Genomic DNA, 16,490 nt, shown 5'->3' with positions numbered 1-16,490 from the left:
CCGAAGGCAGGCGCGCGGCGGGCGATGACTTCCGGGCGCCGGTGCCGTCGTAAAGGATGACAGCAAGCGGCGCGGGGCCACCCCGCCGCAGCCACCACCGGACCAGGAGCCACCGACCATGCGCACTCTCATCAGCACCGCCTTCGTCTCTCTCGACGGCGTCATGGAGGCCCCGGGCGGCGAGCCCGGCTACCGCAACTCCGGCTGGACCTTCAAGGAGACCGAGTTCCTTCCGGAGGCGTACGCGCTCAAGGGCGAGGAGCAGGAGGAAGCCGGCGCGCTGATGATGGGCCGCGTCAGCTACGAGGCGTTCAGCCCGGTGTGGCCGGGCATGGAGGAGTTCGCCAGATACAAGGTGCTGCCGAAGTACGTCGTCTCCACCACCCTCGCCGAGGACGACCTCGTCACCGACTGGGGCGACATCACGATCCTCCGCTCCCTCGACGACGTCGCCGCCCTGAAGGAGACGGAGGGCGCGCCGATCATCGTCCACGGCAGCGCGACCCTCAACCACGGCCTGGCGGACGCGGGCCTCATCGACCGCTACCACCTGCTGGTCTTCCCCCTGCTGCTGGGCGCGGGCAAGCGCCTCTACAGCGACACCTCCAAGGACACCCAGAAGCTGAAGCTGGTCGCGGCGGAGGCGTACGCCAACGGCATCCAGAAGAACGTCTTCGACGTCCTCCACTGAACCTCCCCGGCGGGCGGGGAGGTTCCGGTGCGCGACGGGGTAACCGCCCTGGCAGGAGGGCGGGTCCGGGGCCCCGGGACCGGTGGGCGCGGTGGCCCTGACCGCTACCGCAGGGGGAGTCCAGCCCTAGGGGGCGAAGGGGGGGTAACCCCTACCAGGGCCGGGGGGAACCCGGATCGTGCCGGGCGCGGATGATCCGTAACTTCGAGGGTGGCATCGCAACGGCGGTGCGCACCGACCTCGGAGGACACCGTGATCCAGCTCCCCAGCCGCCCGGCAGTCGCGGCCTTCACCCGGTTCGTGGCCTGCGGCGGCGGCGTCGGACTGGCCTCCAGCGGCGCGCTCGTGCTCCTCGACGGTGCCATGCCGATGATGGTCGCCAACGCGCTGATCACCGTGGTCTCGACGCTGCTGGCCACCGAGCTGCACGGCCGGGTGTCGTTCCGCAGCGAGCGCGGCGGCTGGCGCGTCCACCTCCAGTCGGCGCTGACGGTCGCCGTCTGCTACGCCTTCACCACCGCCGCGCTGCTGGCGCTGCACGCGGCGCAGGCGAACCCCTCGGTCGTCACCGAACAGGCCGTCTACCTCGCGGCGTCGGCCCTGGCGGGCATAGGCCGCTTCGCGGTCCTCCGCGCCGTCGTCTTCGCCGACGACCGCCGCACCCGCCGCGGCCACCGCACGCCGGCCCTCGCCCGGACGTCGGTGACGATGGCCGCGTAGCGGCTCCGCACGGCCGGGCCCCGGCCCCTCGAAGACGGCCGGCCCCTCCCGCAAGCGGGAGGGGCCGGCACATGGGGTCGGACGGGGGTCGGACCGGGATCAGTCCAGGTCGAAGCGGTCCAGGGTCATGACCTTGTCCCACGCCGCGACGAAGTCGTGCACGAACTTCTCCTTCGCGTCGTCGCTCGCGTACACCTCCGCCACCGCGCGCAGCTCCGAGTTCGAGCCGAAGACCAGGTCCGCGCGCGTGCCCGTCCACTTGACCTCGCCGGTGGCCGGGTCGCTGCCCTCGAAGAGCTGGCCGTCGCCGTTGGCGGACGTCCACGTGGTGTCCAGGTCGAGCAGGTTGACGAAGAAGTCGTTCGTCAGTGTGCCCGGGGCGTCGGTGAACACGCCCTGTGCGGACTGCTGGTAGTTGGCGCCCAGCACGCGCAGGCCGCCGACGAGGACGGTCATCTCCGGGGCGGTCAGGCTAAGGAGGTTGGCGCGGTCGAGCAGCAGGTACTCGGCCGGCAGCCGGGTGTCCTTGCCCAGGTAGTTGCGGAAGCCGTCCGCGGCCGGCTCCAGCGCGGCGAAGGACTCGGTGTCCGTCTGCTCCTCGGTGGCGTCGGCACGGCCCGGCGCGAACGGGACCTGGACCTCGACGCCGCCGTCCCTGGCCGCCTTCTCGACGCCCGCGGCGCCGGCGAGGACGATCAGGTCGGCGAGCGAGACGCGCTTGCCGCCGGACTGCGCCGCGTTGAACTCCTCCTGCACGCCCTCCAGCGTGCGCAGCACCCGCGCCAGCCGGTCCGGCTCGTTGACCTCCCAGCCGATCTGCGGCTGCAGCCGGACGCGGGCGCCGTTGGCGCCGCCGCGCTTGTCGCTTGCGCGGAACGTCGACGCCGAGGCCCACGCCGTGGAGACCAGCTCGGAGACCGAAAGCCCGGACTCCAGCACCCTGGCCTTGAGCGCCGCGACGTCCGCCGCGTCGACCAGCTCGTGCGTGACCTCCGGCAGCGGGTCCTGCCAGATCAGGTCCTCGGCCGGCACCTCCGGGCCGAGGTAGCGCACCTTCGGGCCCATGTCGCGGTGGGTGAGCTTGAACCAGGCGCGGGCGAAGGCGTCCGCGAACTCCGCGGGGTTGTCCTTGAAGCGCCGCGAGATCTGCTCGTACGACGGGTCGAAGCGCAGCGACAGGTCGGTCGTCAGCATCCTCGGCTCGTGCCGCTTCGACGGGTCGTGGGCGTCGGGCACGGTGCCCGCGCCGGCGCCGTCCTTCGGCCGCCACTGGTGGGCGCCCGCGGGGCTCTTGAAGAGCTCCCACTCGTAGCCGAAGAGGATCTCGAAGAAGCTGTTGTCCCAGGTGGTGGGGGTGCCGGTCCAGGTGACCTCAAGGCCGCTGGTGATCGCGTCGCCGCCCTTGCCGCTGCCGTGGGTGCTGATCCACCCCAGGCCCATGGCCTCGATCGGGGCGCCCTCGGGGGCGGGGCCCACGGCGTCGGCGGGGCCGTTGCCGTGGGTCTTGCCGAAGGTGTGGCCGCCGGCGATGAGGGCGACGGTCTCCTCGTCGTTCATCGCCATCCGGCGGAAGGTCTCGCGGATGTCGCGGGCCGCGGCGATCGGGTCGGGGTTGCCGTTGGGGCCCTCGGGGTTGACGTAGATGAGGCCCATCTGCACGGCGCCGAGCGGGTTCTCCAGCTCGCGGTCGCCGCTGTAGCGGCTGTCGCCGAGCCACTCGGTCTCGGGGCCCCAGTAGACGTCCTCCTCGGCCTCCCAGACGTCCGCGCGGCCGCCGGCGAAGCCGAAGGTGGTGAAGCCCATCGACTCCAGCGCGACGTTGCCGGAGAGGATCATGAGGTCGGCCCAGGACAGGCTCTGGCCGTACTTCTGCTTCACGGGCCACAGCAGCCGGCGGGCCTTGTCGAGGTTGCCGTTGTCCGGCCAGCTGTTCAGCGGGGCGAAGCGCTGCTGGCCGGAGCCGGCGCCGCCGCGGCCGTCGTGGATGCGGTACGTACCGGCGCTGTGCCAGGCCATCCGGATGATCAGCGGGCCGTAGTTGCCGAAGTCGGCCGGCCACCAGTCCTGCGAGGTCGTCAGCGCCTCGGCGATGTCCCGCTTCACCGCGGCCAGGTCCAGGCTGCGGAACGCCTCGGCGTAGTCGAAGTCCTCGCCGAGGGGGTTGGAGGCGGGCTGGTTCTTGGCGAGGATCTTCATGTTGAGACGCTCGGGCCACCACTGGCGGTTGCCGCCGCCCTGGGTCGGGTGCGGGGCGCGGCCGTGCGCGACGGGGCAGCCTGCAGCCCCCTCCGGGTGGGTGTCGGTGACGTGTGCTTCAGGCTTGTCGGCCATGAAAATCCTTCCGGACCATGCGGTTGAGGGTGCGGCGCTCGGGGGCCGCGGAGCGGAGGAAGTACGGAAGCGCCGGGGCAGCCGGACGTGAACCGTGCGGTGTGGCCGGTTCACACCTGGACGCGACCCTCGAACCGGGCTCCGGGCAGCCGTGCGGTTCGAAACGGCGGCGTACGCGCATGTCGGAGTCTTCGTTCCTGCCGTACGAGTTCTTCCTGTTTCCTGTGGCTGTCGCCGACCCCGATCCTACGGTGGACAGATTCTAAGTCAAGAAGGACGCCAATTTAGTAACGGATCGGAGTGGCGCCCGCCCGCCGGATCCGGACACCTGTCCCAGTGCGGTGCCAACGGGGCCTCAGAGCCAGCCGTTGCGCCGGAACCCCCGGTGCACCACAGAGCACGCCACCGCGATGACCAGCAGCGTCGCCGGATACCCGTAGACCGACTCCAGCCCGGGCATGTGGTCGAAGTTCATCCCGTACACCCCGCACACCATGGTCGGGATCGCGATGATCGCCGCCCATGCCGTGATCTTTCGCATGTCCTCGTTCTGCGCCACGGTCACCTGCGCCAGATGCGCCTGGAGGATGGAGTCCAGCAGCGCGTCGTACGACGTGATCTGGTCGGTGATCCGCTGCAGGTGGTCGGCCACGTCCCGGAAGTAGGCCCGGATCCCCGGCGCGATGTGCGGCATGGGGTGGGTGGCGAGGCGCTGCAGCGGCCGGTCCAGCGGGGCGACGGCCCGGCGCAGCTCCAGCAGCTCGCGCTTGAGCTGGTAGATCCGGCCCGCGTCGCCGCTGCGGGCGTGCTCGCTGAAGACGGCGGTCTCCACGTCGTCGATGTCGCGCTGCACCGCGTCGGTCACCGCGAGGTAGTCATCGACGACGTGGTCGGCTATCGCGTGCAGCACCGCCGCCGGGCCCTGCGCGAGCTGCTCGGGCGCCGCCTCCAGCGCCTCGCGCAGCGGGCCGAGGGAGCCGTGCGGCCCGTGCCTGACGGTGATCACGAAGTCGGGGCCCGCGAAGACCATCAGCTCGCCGGTGTCGACGACCTCGCTGGTCGCGGTGAGCTCCGCGTGCTCCACGTAGCGCGCGGTCTTGAAGACGGCGAAGAGCGTGTCGTCGTACTGCTCGACCTTCGGCCGCTGGTGCGCGTGCACCGCGTCCTCCACCGCCAGCGGATGGAGCCCGAACAGGTCCGCGAGCCCGGCGAACTCCTCCTGCCGCGGCTCGTGCAGCCCGATCCACACGAAGCCGTGCCCGCGCCTGCGCACCTGCCGCAGCGCCTCGGCGGCCGGGCAGTTCCCCTGCTGGAGGCGCGCGCCGTCCAGGTACGACACGCAGTTCACCACCGCGGTGCCGAGCGGCGAGCGGGCGTGGTGGCTCAGGTCCACGGTGCGCCGGGGTGCCCTGCGCACCACGTGGCGGAGGCTCTTGATCATCGACACTGCGGGCTCCTTCGGCGGACCGGTGCCAGTCTGCCACCGGTCCGCCGCGCGCCGGGCGCGTTGCGGCGATCATCCGCGGGCCGTGAGGGGAGCGGGGGAGCGCGGTCAGTCGGCGGCCGTGCGCCCCCGGCGGCGCTGCACGTAGATACGCCCGTCGCGGCCGCCGGTCCACTCCAGGCGTACGACGCCGGGGACGGCGGCGTCGTCGATGCGGGCGGGGTCGGCCCAGTAGCCGAAGTTGGGGTTGCGGAAGAACGTCGCCCACAGCCGGCCGCCCGCGTCGGCGAAGAAGTTGTTGTGCCCGGCGCCCACGCCCGCGGTCCAGCGCCTGGAGTACGGGCCCTCGAAGCGGTCGGCGACGGCCACCACCGCGTCGTACTGGTACTGCACGCGGCCGGCGCCGCCCGGCTCGTACGCGTGCCGCGTGCTGCCGTACGCGTCGAGCGAGGCCCGGTTCCACGCGGCGTGCAGCAGGAAGTACTTCCCGCGGTGCCGGAAGACGTACGCGCCCTCCAGATACGGCTCGGGGGAGTAGCGCTGCTGCTCGAAGCGCGGCAGGTCCGTCGCCGGGACGATGTCCTCCATGTCGTCGCGGAACTTCGCGTACAGGTCGTTGTGGAGGACCAGCCAGGCGTCGCCGCCCTCGCTGTAGAGGCTGCCGTCGATGTGGTGGTACGCGCCGGGCTCGATGAACGACGGGCCGCCCTTGACCGGATCGCCGAAGGGCTTGTCGAGATTCCCCTCGACCAGCCGGTACGGGCCCTCCACCCCGCCCTCGCTCACCAGCATGAACGAGCCGACCAGGCGCGAGTGGTCGCCCATGCACGCCACGATGTACCAGCGGCCGTGGAAGTAGTGCACCTCCGGCGCCCAGGCGTTGGCGCGCTTGCCGAACATGTCGTCGTGCCAGTACTCCTGCCACGGCGCGACGACGGTACGCCCCGGCCGGTTCTCCCCGGCGAACTCCGGCGACCACACCTTGCCCTTCTCCGCGTCCGGCCGGATGCCGGTGGTGTCCGCCAGCTTCCAGGGGCCGCGCAGGGAACGGGCCGTCCAGACGAAGATCCCGTCGTTCCACGGGCTCGCGGTCGTCAGCCCCGGGACGCGGGTGGTGCCGGTGGCGACGTACAGCGGACGGCCGTCCACCGAGAAGCAGTTGACGTACGTGTCGCGCATCCACACGACGCCGCGCTCCTCGTCGCGGGGGCGCAACTCCAGCGGCAGCACGAAGGAGTTGTCGTCGCGCGGCCACAGGTCGGCGCGGGTGTCGGCGAGCCCGTACGGCTCGGGGTCCGGCCAGTTCCCCGAGGTGTTGCCGCCGCCCCCGGCCGGGGCGGCGGCGGGGGAAGGTCCCGCGGACGCCGGCACGGGCGCCAGCGCCGCCGCCGCTCCCACGGAGCCGGCGCCGGCCAGCAGGGACCGCCGGCCGATGGACGAACCGCTCGCTGGGTGGGTCATCTTCTTCTCGTCCTCCCTCGTCGTGCCGCGCACGCCGGCGGCCCCGGGACCTGTCCTGGCGCACAGCATGCGAACGCCCCAAGATTTTCGTCAACAGGTCGGAAAAATAATCCGGCCGGGCCGTGATCGCCGCCCGGTCCGCGCCCCGGGGCATCGCCGCAGGTCACGCAGGATCCCATCGTGCGGCAGCGGCAACGGAGTTTTGTGACGGGAGTCTTGCGGCCGTGTGTTTCTTTTTTCCGACCTGTTGACGAAAAACTCGGGGCGTCCCCATGCTGTCGGCCATGCACCCCTCCGCAGGCCCCCTCTCCCGCCTCCGCCGCGAGCACGAAGAGCTCGTGCTCTCCCTGCTGCGCAAGCACGGCCCCCTCAGCCGCGGCGAACTCGGGACCCGCTGCGGGCTCTCCCGCACCACGCTCTACGACATCGTCGGCGACCTCATCGCCAGCGGCGCCGTCGTCGCCGCCGTGCCGCTGGCAGAGGAGCGGCGGCGCGGCCGGCCCGTGGAGAAGCTCTCCCTCAACCCCGACGCCGGACAGGCCCTCGGCATCGACTTCGCCCGCCGCGCCGTCCACGTCGCCGCCGTCAACGTCGCCCACGAGATCGTCGGCTCCGCCAGCGAACAGCACGCCCCCGACCTCTCATGGGAGGAGCGCGTACGGCTCGCGGAACGGCTCGTCGGCACCCTCACCGGCGGCGTGCTGCGCCTCGGCGCGCTCGACGCCATCGGCGTCGGCGTCGTCGGCCCCATCGGCGCCCCCGGCGACCTCACCGCCGGCGGCCGCCGCCTCGACGTGCTCTCGGACCTGCTGCGCAAGAGCTTCGGCGTGCCCGTACTCCTGGACAACAACACCCGCCTCGCCGCGCTCGCCGAAGCCACCTGGGGCGCCGCCGCCGACGACGCCGACGTCCTCTACCTGCGCGTCTCGCACGGCGTCGGCGGCGGCCTCATCGTCGGCGGCTCCCTGCACCGCGGCGCCTTCGGGCTCTCCGGCGAACTCGGCCACGTCACCGCCGTACCGGCCGGCGCGCCCTGCGAGTGCGGCGGCGCCGGCTGTCTGGAGACCGTCGCCTCCGTCGGCGCCGTACTCGACGCCTACCGCGCCGCCGGCGGCCAGGCCGGCGACCTCGCCGCCTTCACCGCCGCGCTCTCCGCGGGCGACCCCGCGGCCCGCGCCGTCCTGGCCGTCGCCGGCGCCCACATCGGCACCGTGCTCGCCGCCGTCTGCAACGCCATAGGCCCCGGCGTCATCGTCATCGGCGGCGAACTCGCCCGCGCCGGCGAGGCGCTCACCGGCCCCATCGAGAAGGCGCTCGGCGCCCACATCATGCCCGCCTCCCGCGACCGCGTGGTGCTGCGCCCCGCGACCCTCGGCGCCACCGGCGGCGCGCTCGGCGCCATCGCGCTGGTGCTGCACGAATCCCCCCTGCTCTCCCACTACCCCGCAGACGCCGGTCCCCAGGACGACGCGTGAGACGAACGAGGTACGTATGGCCGTGATCACCACACCCCGCAAGCGGGCCGCCCGGCCACGTACGCGCCGCAGCGAGCGGCGCGGCCAGGTCCGCTCCCTCGCACTGAACCTCATCGCCCTCGCCGCGGGCGTGGCCCTCTGGGCGGTGCTGGCCGTGCTCAACGTCGAGAGCCTGCCGGGACCGCTCGCCGTGGCGCAGAAGGCCGGCGACCTCATCGCCGACGGCACCCTCGCCGACGACCTGCTCGCCAGCCTCCGCCGCGTCTTCACCGGCTTCGCGCTCGGCACCGCGCTGGCGATCCCCGTCGGCTTCCTCATGGGCTGGTACCCCACGGCCCGCGGCCTGCTGGAGCCGTACGTCCAGTTCTTCCGCACCATCCCGCCGCTGGCGCTCATCCCGCTGGCGATCGTGCTGATGGGCATCGGCGAGACGCCGAAGGTCTTCGTCATCTTCCTGGCGGCGTTCCTGTCGTGCGTCGTCGCCGCCTTCCAGGGTGTGGTCGACGTGGACCGCACCCTCATCAACGCCGCCCGGGTCCTCGGCGCCTCCGACCGCGTGATCTTCCTGAAGGTCGTGATCCCGGCGTCGACCCCGTTCATCCTCGTCGGCATGCGCATCGGCCTCGGCGCCGCCTGGGCCACCGTGGTGGCCGCGGAGCTGATCGCCGCCCAGGAGGGCCTGGGCTTCCGCATGCAGCACGCCCAGACCTACTACGACCTCGACACCATCTTCGTGGGACTCATCACCATCGGCGTGCTCGGCCTGGTCATGGACCGGCTGCTGCTGCTCGCCGAACGGCGTCTCACCGACTGGCAGGAGCGCCGTTGACCGAGAAAATCTCCTTCCGGGACGTCGTGAAGACCTTCCCGATGAAGGGCACCGACTTCACCGCCCTCGACGGGGTGTCCCTGGACATCGCCGACCGCGAGTTCGTCACCGTCGTCGGCCCCTCGGGCTGCGGCAAGAGCACCCTGCTCAACATGGCCGCCGGGCTCGCGGAACCCACCTCGGGCGACGTGCTGGTCGACGGCAGCCCCGTCACCGGTCCCGGGCCCGACCGCGGCGTGATCTTCCAGCAGTACGCCCTCTTCCCCTGGCTGACGGTGCGGCGGAACGTCGAGTTCGGGCTGAAGCTCGCCGGCCTCGCGGCGGACGAGCGCAGGAAGCGCGCCGACAGCGCCATCGAGCTGGTCGGCCTCACCGACTTCGCCGACGCGCTGCCCAAGACCCTCTCCGGCGGCATGAAGCAGCGCTGCGCCATCGCCCGCGCGTACGCGGTCAACCCGCAGGTGCTGCTCATGGACGAGCCGTTCGGGGCGCTGGACGCGCTGACCCGGGTGCAGTTGCAGGACCAGCTCCTGGACACCTGGAGCCAGGACAAGCGCACCGTCATGTTCATCACCCACGACGTCGACGAGGCGGTCTACCTGGCCAGCCGGGTGGTGGTGATGGCCGCCCGCCCCGGGCGCATCCACCGGATCGTCGACGTCGCCCTGCCCTACCCCCGTACCGAGGAGATCCGGCTGTCGCCCGAGTTCGGCCGGATACGCAACGAGGTCTGGCACTCCGTCTACCACCAGGGCGCCGCCCCGGCCGCCGCCTGACCGCACCCCGACGCCCGTACACCGCACAGGACTTCAGCACACCCCGAAAGGACCACTCCGCCATGCGTGCGACCCGTCGTACCCTCGCCCTCTCACTCACCGTAGCGCTCATATCACTCCCGGTCGCCGCCTGCTCCGACGACAGCGGCGGCGGTGACGGCAACACCGTCCGCTTCGGCTACATCAACGACTACAACGGCGCCAGCCTGCTGGCGATCGCCGAGAAGCAGGGCCTGTGGAAGGAGGCCGGACTCGACGCCGAGGTCTCCGTCTTCAACAACGGCCCCATCCAGATCCAGGCCCTCGGCGCCGGCGACCTCGACTTCGGGTACATCGGCCCCGGCGCCATGTGGCTGCCCGCCTCCGGCAAGGCCGACGTCATCGCCGTCAACACCCTCGGCTACGCCGACCGCGTCATCGCCCAGCCCGGCATCACCTCCCTCGCCGGCCTCAAGGGCAAGAAGGTCGGCGTCCCCGAGGGCACCTCCGGCGACATGGCGCTGGGCCTCGCCCTCCAGGAGGAGGGGATGTCCATCGACGACGTCGAGAAGGTGCCCATGGACCCCGCGACCATCGTCTCCGCGTTCTCCTCCGGGCAGATCGACGGGGCCGGTCTCTGGTACCCGATGATCGACGAGATCAAGGCCAAGGTTCCCGGCCTCGAAGAGGTCGCCAGCACCCGGGACATGCAGGACAGCTTCTTCCCCACCGCCTTCGTCGCCGGCACCGGCGTCGACCCCGAGCTGTCCACCAAGGTCGTCGGCGTGCTCCAGAAGGCCAACGACTGGCGCTTCGAGAACCCCGGGGAGTCCGTCGCCGAGACCGCCGCCATGCTCAAGCTCGACGAGAAGAAGGTGAAGGCCGACGCCGCCAACCAGGAGCTGCTGCCCACCAAGGACCTCGTCGCCAAGACCGAGGACGGCACCGTCGGCGACTGGCTGAACGACCTCGCCGAGTTCTTCGTCGGCACCGGCCAGCTCCAGGAGGCCCCCGACCCGGCGGACTACTACCTCGGTGACCTCTACACGAAGGCGTCCGCGAAGTGAACCTGCTGTTCTTCATGACCGACCAGCACCGCGTCGACACCCTGGGTTGTTACGGCAACCCGCACGTCGCCACCCCCCACCTCGACCGGCTCGCCGCCACCGGCACCCGGTTCGAGAGGTGCTACACCCCCACCGCCATCTGCACCCCCGCCCGCGCCAGCCTGCTCACGGGACAGGCGCCGTTCCGCCACCGGCTGCTCGCCAACTACGAACGCAACGTCGGCTATCTGGAGGACCTGCGGGACGACGCGTTCACCTTCCCCGGCGCGCTCGCCGCCCGCGACTACCAGCTCGGGCTCATCGGCAAATGGCACGGCGGCACCCACCGCAACGCCGCCTCCTACGGCTTCGAAGGACCCGACCTGCCCGGCTGGCACAACCCCGTCGACCACCCCGACTACCTCGCCTACCTCGACGAGCGGGGGCTGCCGCCGTACCGGATCTCGGAGCCGATCCGCGGCACCACCCCCAACGGCAACCCGGGCAACCTCCTCGCGGCCCGCCTCCACCAGCCGGCCGGGGCCACCTTCGAGCACTACCTCGCCACCCGCGCCATCGAGCACCTGGACGCCTACGCGGCCACCGGCCGCCCCTTCTTCCTCGCCACCCACTTCTTCGGCCCGCACCTGCCCTACCTGCTGCCCGACGAGTACTACGACATGTACGACCCGGATCTGGTCGAACTGCCGCCGTCCATCGCCGAGACCTTCGAGGGCAAGCCGGCGGTCCAGCGCAACTACAGCGCCCACTGGACCTTCGACACCCTCCCCCTCGAGGTCACCCGCAAGCTGATCGCCGTCTACTGGGGCTACGTCACCCTCATCGACCGCCAGATCGGCCGCATCCTCGCCCGCCTCGACGAACTCGGCCTCACCGACGAGACCGCCGTCTTCTTCACCGCCGACCACGGCGAGTTCACCGGCGCCCACCGGCTCCACGACAAGGGCCCGGCGATGTACGAGGACATCTACCGCATCCCCGGCATCGTCCGCGTCCCCGGTGCCCCGCCGCAGGTCAGGGACGAGTTCGTGACCCTGACCGACTGCACCGCCACCATCCTGGACCTCGCGGGATGCGACACCGCGCCCGCCGTCGACAGCCGCAGCCTGCTGCCGCTGGTCCGCGGCGAGCGCCCCGAGTGGCCCGCGGAACTGCTCGCCGAGTTCCACGGCCACCACTTCCCGTACCCGCAGCGCATGATCCGCGACGAGCGCTACAAGCTCGTCGTCAACCCCGAGTCCGTCAACGAGCTGTACGACCTGCACGCCGACCCGCACGAGCTGACCAACCGCTACGCGCACCCCGAGATGCTCCCCGTACGCCGCGGGCTGCTGCGCCGGCTGTACGACCTGCTGCGCGAGCGCGGCGACAACTTCTACCACTGGATGACGCCGATGTACGACGTCGGCGACCTCGACTACGACCCGACCCTCAGCGCATTCGAACCGGAAGGAACCACCGCATGAGACGGACGTGGACACGGACCGCGCTGCTGCTGTGCGCGCTCCTCGCGGGACTGCTGCCGCTGTCGTCGGCGACGGCCGCGGACCCGGCCCCGGAGCCGGGTCCGGCCCAGGCCCCGGCGTCGGCGCCTGCTTCGGTTTCGGCGAAGGAGAGCACCCCCGGGACGTACACCAACCCGGTCACCGACGGCGTCGTCGACACCTTCCCCGACCCGGTGACGATCCGCGGCAAGGACGGCTACTGGTACTCCTACGGCACCCAGAACCCCGTGTTCCAGACCGGCGGCGAGCAGGGCGAGCGGATGCTGCCCGTCCTGCGGTCGAAGGACCTGGCGAACTGGGAGTACGCGGGCGAGGTCTTCACCCCCGAGACCCAGCCCGAGTGGCACCGCGGCTCCCGGCTGTGGGCCCCCGACATCCGCTACAACGACGGCCACTACACCCTCTACTACTCCGTCCCAGGACGTGACACCGTCGGCGGCGCCACCGCGCCCACCCCGACCGGACCGTGGACGGACACCGGCCCCGTGCTGCCCGCACCCAGCGGCTGCCCCACCGGCGGCATCGACCAGGCGCAGTTCACCGACCGCGACGGCAGGACGTACCTGTACTGGGGCAGTTACGACATCCTCTGCGTCGCCGAGATGAACGCCGACCGGACCCGCATCACCGGCGAGGTGACGAAGGTCGCCCAGGGCCGGCGCATGGAAGGCGCATTCGTCGTCCGCCGCGGCGACCACTACTACCTCTTCTACTCCGACGCCGGCTGCTGCGACGGCGCGTACAGCGGCTACCAGGTCAAGGCAGGCCGCTCCACCAGCCCCACAGGACCGTTCCGCGACGACGAGGGCGTCGACCTGATGGCGCCGACCAGCAAGGGCGCCATCGTCCTCGGCGCCAACGGCAACCGCTGGATCGGCCCCGGGCACAACGGGCTCACCACCGACCTCGCCGGCCAGGACTGGCTCGTCTACCACGGCATCCCCGCCGACGCCCCCGACCTCGACCGCTTCCCCGAACTGCCCGACCGCCAGCTCACCCGGCGCCCGATGCTCATCGACCGGCTCGACTGGATCGGCGGCTGGCCCGTCGTCCGCGCCGGCGCCGGGCCCTCCGAGGGCCCGCAGCGCGCCCCCGTCACCGGCTGGGACGCCGGCGGCACCTTCGCCGGCGGCTCCCTCGACGGCTGGCGCGCCGAGGGCGCCGGCACCGGCGGCTGGTCCGTCGCGGACGACGCCGACTCCGGCCCGTACGCGACCCACGGGGGCGGCGAAGGCGCGGCGTTCCTCGTCACCGACCGGTCCGCGCCGCGGGACCTGCGCGCCGAGGCCGACCTGCGGGTGACCTCGTCCGACGGTGCCGCGGGCCTCACCGTCGGCTACCGCGACCCGCGCAACCACACCACCGTCTGGCTCGACCGCGCACGCGGCGCGCTGGTCACCGACGTCGTCGTGGGCGGCCGCAGCCGCGGCGAGCAGGTGACGCCGCTGCCCGCCTCGTACGACTGGGACTCCTGGCACAACGTCACCGCCGAGATCCGCGGCGGCCGCATGAGCGTCGAGGTGAGCGGCGACCGGCTGCGCGACGCCGTCGCCGCCCAGGAGCGGAAGCTGCCGGGGGCGGCCGTCGGGACGGGCGCGGTCGGCACCGCGGCCCGCGGCGGCGGCGCGGCGGCCGACAACGTCGGCGCGGCCCGGCTCCACGAACCGGTCACCAAGCGCGTACCCGAGCCGGCCACGGGCCGTCTCCTGCCCGGCTACGGCGACGAGTTCGACACCCCCGCCGTGCCCGGCACCGGGCCCGGCTCCCCGTGGCGGTGGCTGCGCGGCCCGGCGCCCGGCGTGACCGCGGACGGCGGCGAACTGGTCTGGCCCACGCAGAACGGCGAGCTGCACCTGAACAACAACACCGCCTCCGTCCTGCTGCGGGACGCCCCCGAAGGCGACTACACGGTGACGGCGAAGCTCGACTTCGACCCCGCCCAGCCCAACCAGCAGGCCGGACTGCTCCTTTACGCCGACGACGACAAGTACGTCAAGATGACCCACTCCGCGCTGCCGCTGAACCGCGGCGGCGGCACGGTCCTCGACGTCAGCGAGTTCGGCAAGGAAGGCGGCCGCCCCACCACCTCGCCGCCGACGCCCGTCGCCAACGCGCCCATGTTCGGCGGCCCCACCGCGGACACCATGTGGCTGCGGCTGTCGTACCACCACGACGCGGACAACGGCGAGCACGAGGTGCGCGCGGCCACCAGCCGCGACGGCCGCGCCTGGGTGCACAACGGCGTGTGGACGCTGCCCGGGGACGAGCGGCTGCAGATCGGGCTGGTGTCGATGAACAAGGAAGGAGCGGTCGCGAAGTTCGACTACGTACGCACCCACCGGAGCCGGTGATCGCAGGCTGATCGGTTCCGACGTCTTGACGATCGGCCCGGCCGCGCTCACGGTTGCTGAGGCTGGTCCACCGGCCCCGCCGGCACTCCTGGTGCCGGCGGGGCCGCCTCGTGCGTCCCCGTACGTCACCTCGGAGAGGTCCTCGTGAACAGCAAACTGCTCGGCGCGGGCACGGTCCTGGCGCTCCTCGCCTCCGCCGCCGCGATGCCCCCGGCGTCTGCTTCGGTGCCGGCGTCGTCCGCCCCCTCCGCCCCGGCCTCCCAGGCGGCGGCGAAGCCCCTGCCGCTGGGCGACCCGGGCCTGACCGAGACCAGGACCACCGAGACGCTGCAGCCCGGCGTCACCCTCACCCGCATCGTCCGCGGCGCCGGCAGCCCCCGGCTCCCGTGGACCGTCGAGGTGTCCATCCCCGGCGGCGAAGGCTCGCCCGACCCCGACGCGCCGCCCGCCGCCCTGCGGGACCGGGCCAGCGCCGAGGAGCTGGCCGCGAAGCTCACCGGCGCCGGCTTCGCCGCCCGCGCCGAGGAGGTCACGACGCCCGCGCTCGCCGACTTCGCCGGGGGCACCCTCGGCTGGCGGGTCCGCGTCGGGTCGTTCGACGGGCAGGCCGCCGCGAACGCCGAACGGGCCCGGCTGGTCGCCGCCGGCTATACCGGCTCCGCCGCGTACACCGGCTGGGACGGCGACCCCGGCGTCCGCGGCACCTGGCGGGTCGACGTGCTCACCGTCGACCCGCGCACCTTCCGCGGCGGGCTCACCGCCTCGTACGGTCCCGACCTGGAGAACCGCGAGAAGACCAGCGAACTCGCCGCCGCCGCGGGCGCGACCGCCGGGGTCAACGCCGGGTTCTTCGTCCTCGACCCGAAGGCCGGCGCCCCCGGCGACCCCGCGGGCGCCGGCGTCTACGACGGCCGCGTGCTCAGCGAGTCCGTCGGCACCCGGCCCGCGCTGGTGCTGCGCGAGTCGGCCCGGGACACGAGCGTCACCCGGCTCGGCTGGCAGGGCAGCGTCACCGCCCGCGGCGGCGCGCTGCCGCTGGACGGCATCGACCGCGTACCGGGCCTCATCCGCAACTGCGGCGGCACCGCCGACGACACCCCGACACCCCTTCCGCGGCACGACGTGACCTGCACCGACGACGACGAAGTCGTCGCCTTCACCGGGGAGTACGGGGCCCGCACCCCCGCGGGCGACGGCACCGAGACCGTGCTCGACGCCCGCGGCCGGGTCGTCGAGGTGCGCTCCCCGCGCGGCGGCCCGCTGCCGGCCGGCGGCACCTCCGTCCAGGCCACCGGCGCGCACGCCGACGAGCTGGCCGCCCTCGCCCGCCCCGGCGAGCACCTGCGCGTACGCCACGGGCTGCACGACGACCGCGGCCGTCCGCTGGCCACCCCGCCCGGCACGGCGGTCGCGGGCGGCGGTCCCGAACTCGTCCGCGACGGCCGCACGCACGTCACGCCCGCCGCGGACGGCATGGTCCAGCCGGCGAACCCGAGCTTCTACTACGGCTGGATGCACAAGCGGAACCCGCGCACCCTCGCCGGCGTCGACGCCGCGGGCCGCACCGTCCTCGTCACCGCGGACGGCCGCGCCACGGACTCCCTCGGCCTCAGCATCCCCGAAAGCGCCGACGTCGCCCGCGCACTGGGGCTGCGGGACGCCGTGAACCTCGACGGCGGCGGCTCGACCACGATGGCCGTCGGCGGCGAAGTGATCAACGACCCGTCCGACGCGGCGGGGGAGCGGCCGGTCGGCGACGCGCTGCTGATCCTGCCGAAGCGGCACTGACGACGTTTCCCGCGCCGAGAACACGCACGTCCGAACACGCACGTCCAGCGACCCACACCACCAACGGGAGCCG

General features: G+C 72.7%; 12 protein-coding genes. 9 read left to right on the top strand and 3 right to left on the bottom strand.

Annotation, left to right across the window (positions count from 1 at the left end; genetic code table 11):
- The first annotated feature begins 118 nt into the window (after positions 1-118).
- Both FB457_RS09670 and FB457_RS09665 read left to right on the top strand, forming a co-directional pair.
- Entirely contained in the window at positions 119-691 is a 573-nt protein-coding gene (locus FB457_RS09670; RefSeq protein WP_047018591.1) for a dihydrofolate reductase family protein, read from the top strand.
- A gap of 252 nt (positions 692-943) precedes the next feature.
- Positions 944-1,411 (top strand): GtrA domain-containing protein, encoded by a 468-nt coding sequence (locus FB457_RS09665; RefSeq protein ID WP_047018592.1) that lies wholly within the window; start codon positions 944-946, stop codon positions 1,409-1,411.
- Positions 1,412-1,510: 99 nt separating this feature from the next.
- Here FB457_RS09665 and katG read toward each other — a convergent pair whose 3' ends face one another.
- From katG to FB457_RS09650, 3 genes are all read right to left on the bottom strand, one after another.
- Entirely contained in the window at positions 1,511-3,742 is a 2,232-nt protein-coding gene (katG, locus tag FB457_RS09660) for a catalase/peroxidase HPI (RefSeq protein ID WP_047018593.1), read from the bottom strand.
- A gap of 355 nt (positions 3,743-4,097) precedes the next feature.
- The gene (locus FB457_RS09655) at positions 4,098-5,183 is read right to left on the bottom strand and encodes a magnesium and cobalt transport protein CorA (RefSeq protein ID WP_145781508.1); all 1,086 of its coding nucleotides are present in this window, start codon (positions 5,181-5,183) and stop codon (positions 4,098-4,100) included.
- Positions 5,184-5,294: 111 nt separating this feature from the next.
- Entirely contained in the window at positions 5,295-6,647 is a 1,353-nt protein-coding gene (locus tag FB457_RS09650) for a family 43 glycosylhydrolase (protein WP_145781506.1), read from the bottom strand.
- A 272-nt stretch (positions 6,648-6,919) separates the two neighbouring features.
- Between FB457_RS09650 and FB457_RS09645 the strand changes: the two genes are divergently transcribed.
- The 7 genes from FB457_RS09645 to FB457_RS09615 all read left to right on the top strand — a co-directional run bounded on the left by FB457_RS09645 (position 6,920) and on the right by FB457_RS09615 (position 16,417).
- Entirely contained in the window at positions 6,920-8,122 is a 1,203-nt protein-coding gene (locus FB457_RS09645; protein ID WP_047018595.1) for an ROK family transcriptional regulator, read from the top strand.
- 16 nt (positions 8,123-8,138) lie between these two features.
- Positions 8,139-8,951 (top strand): ABC transporter permease, encoded by an 813-nt coding sequence (locus FB457_RS09640; RefSeq protein ID WP_047018596.1) that lies wholly within the window; start codon positions 8,139-8,141, stop codon positions 8,949-8,951.
- On the top strand, positions 8,948-9,727 hold the full coding sequence (locus FB457_RS09635) for an ABC transporter ATP-binding protein (RefSeq protein ID WP_145781504.1): 780 nt from the start codon (positions 8,948-8,950) through the stop codon (positions 9,725-9,727). The genes FB457_RS09640 and FB457_RS09635 overlap by 4 nt, the downstream gene beginning before the upstream one ends.
- 62 nt (positions 9,728-9,789) lie before the next feature.
- A complete protein-coding gene (locus FB457_RS09630) occupies positions 9,790-10,773 on the top strand; it encodes an aliphatic sulfonate ABC transporter substrate-binding protein (RefSeq protein WP_047018597.1) in 984 nt (327 codons plus the stop codon).
- Complete coding sequence (locus tag FB457_RS09625) at positions 10,770-12,239, top strand: sulfatase family protein (RefSeq protein WP_047018598.1); 1,470 nt, start codon at positions 10,770-10,772, stop codon at positions 12,237-12,239. The genes FB457_RS09630 and FB457_RS09625 overlap by 4 nt, the downstream gene beginning before the upstream one ends.
- The gene (locus FB457_RS09620) at positions 12,236-14,629 is read left to right on the top strand and encodes a glycoside hydrolase family 43 protein (protein ID WP_145781502.1); all 2,394 of its coding nucleotides are present in this window, start codon (positions 12,236-12,238) and stop codon (positions 14,627-14,629) included. The genes FB457_RS09625 and FB457_RS09620 overlap by 4 nt, the downstream gene beginning before the upstream one ends.
- 144 nt (positions 14,630-14,773) lie before the next feature.
- Positions 14,774-16,417, top strand: coding sequence for a phosphodiester glycosidase family protein (locus tag FB457_RS09615; RefSeq protein ID WP_145781500.1), 1,644 nt, complete (start codon positions 14,774-14,776; stop codon positions 16,415-16,417).
- The last annotated feature ends 73 nt before the right edge of the window (positions 16,418-16,490 follow it).

This window comes from Streptomyces sp. CNZ287 (assembly GCF_007827615.1).
Note: the sequence above shows the minus strand (reverse complement) of the source record. Positions and strands in the feature narration are given on the sequence as shown.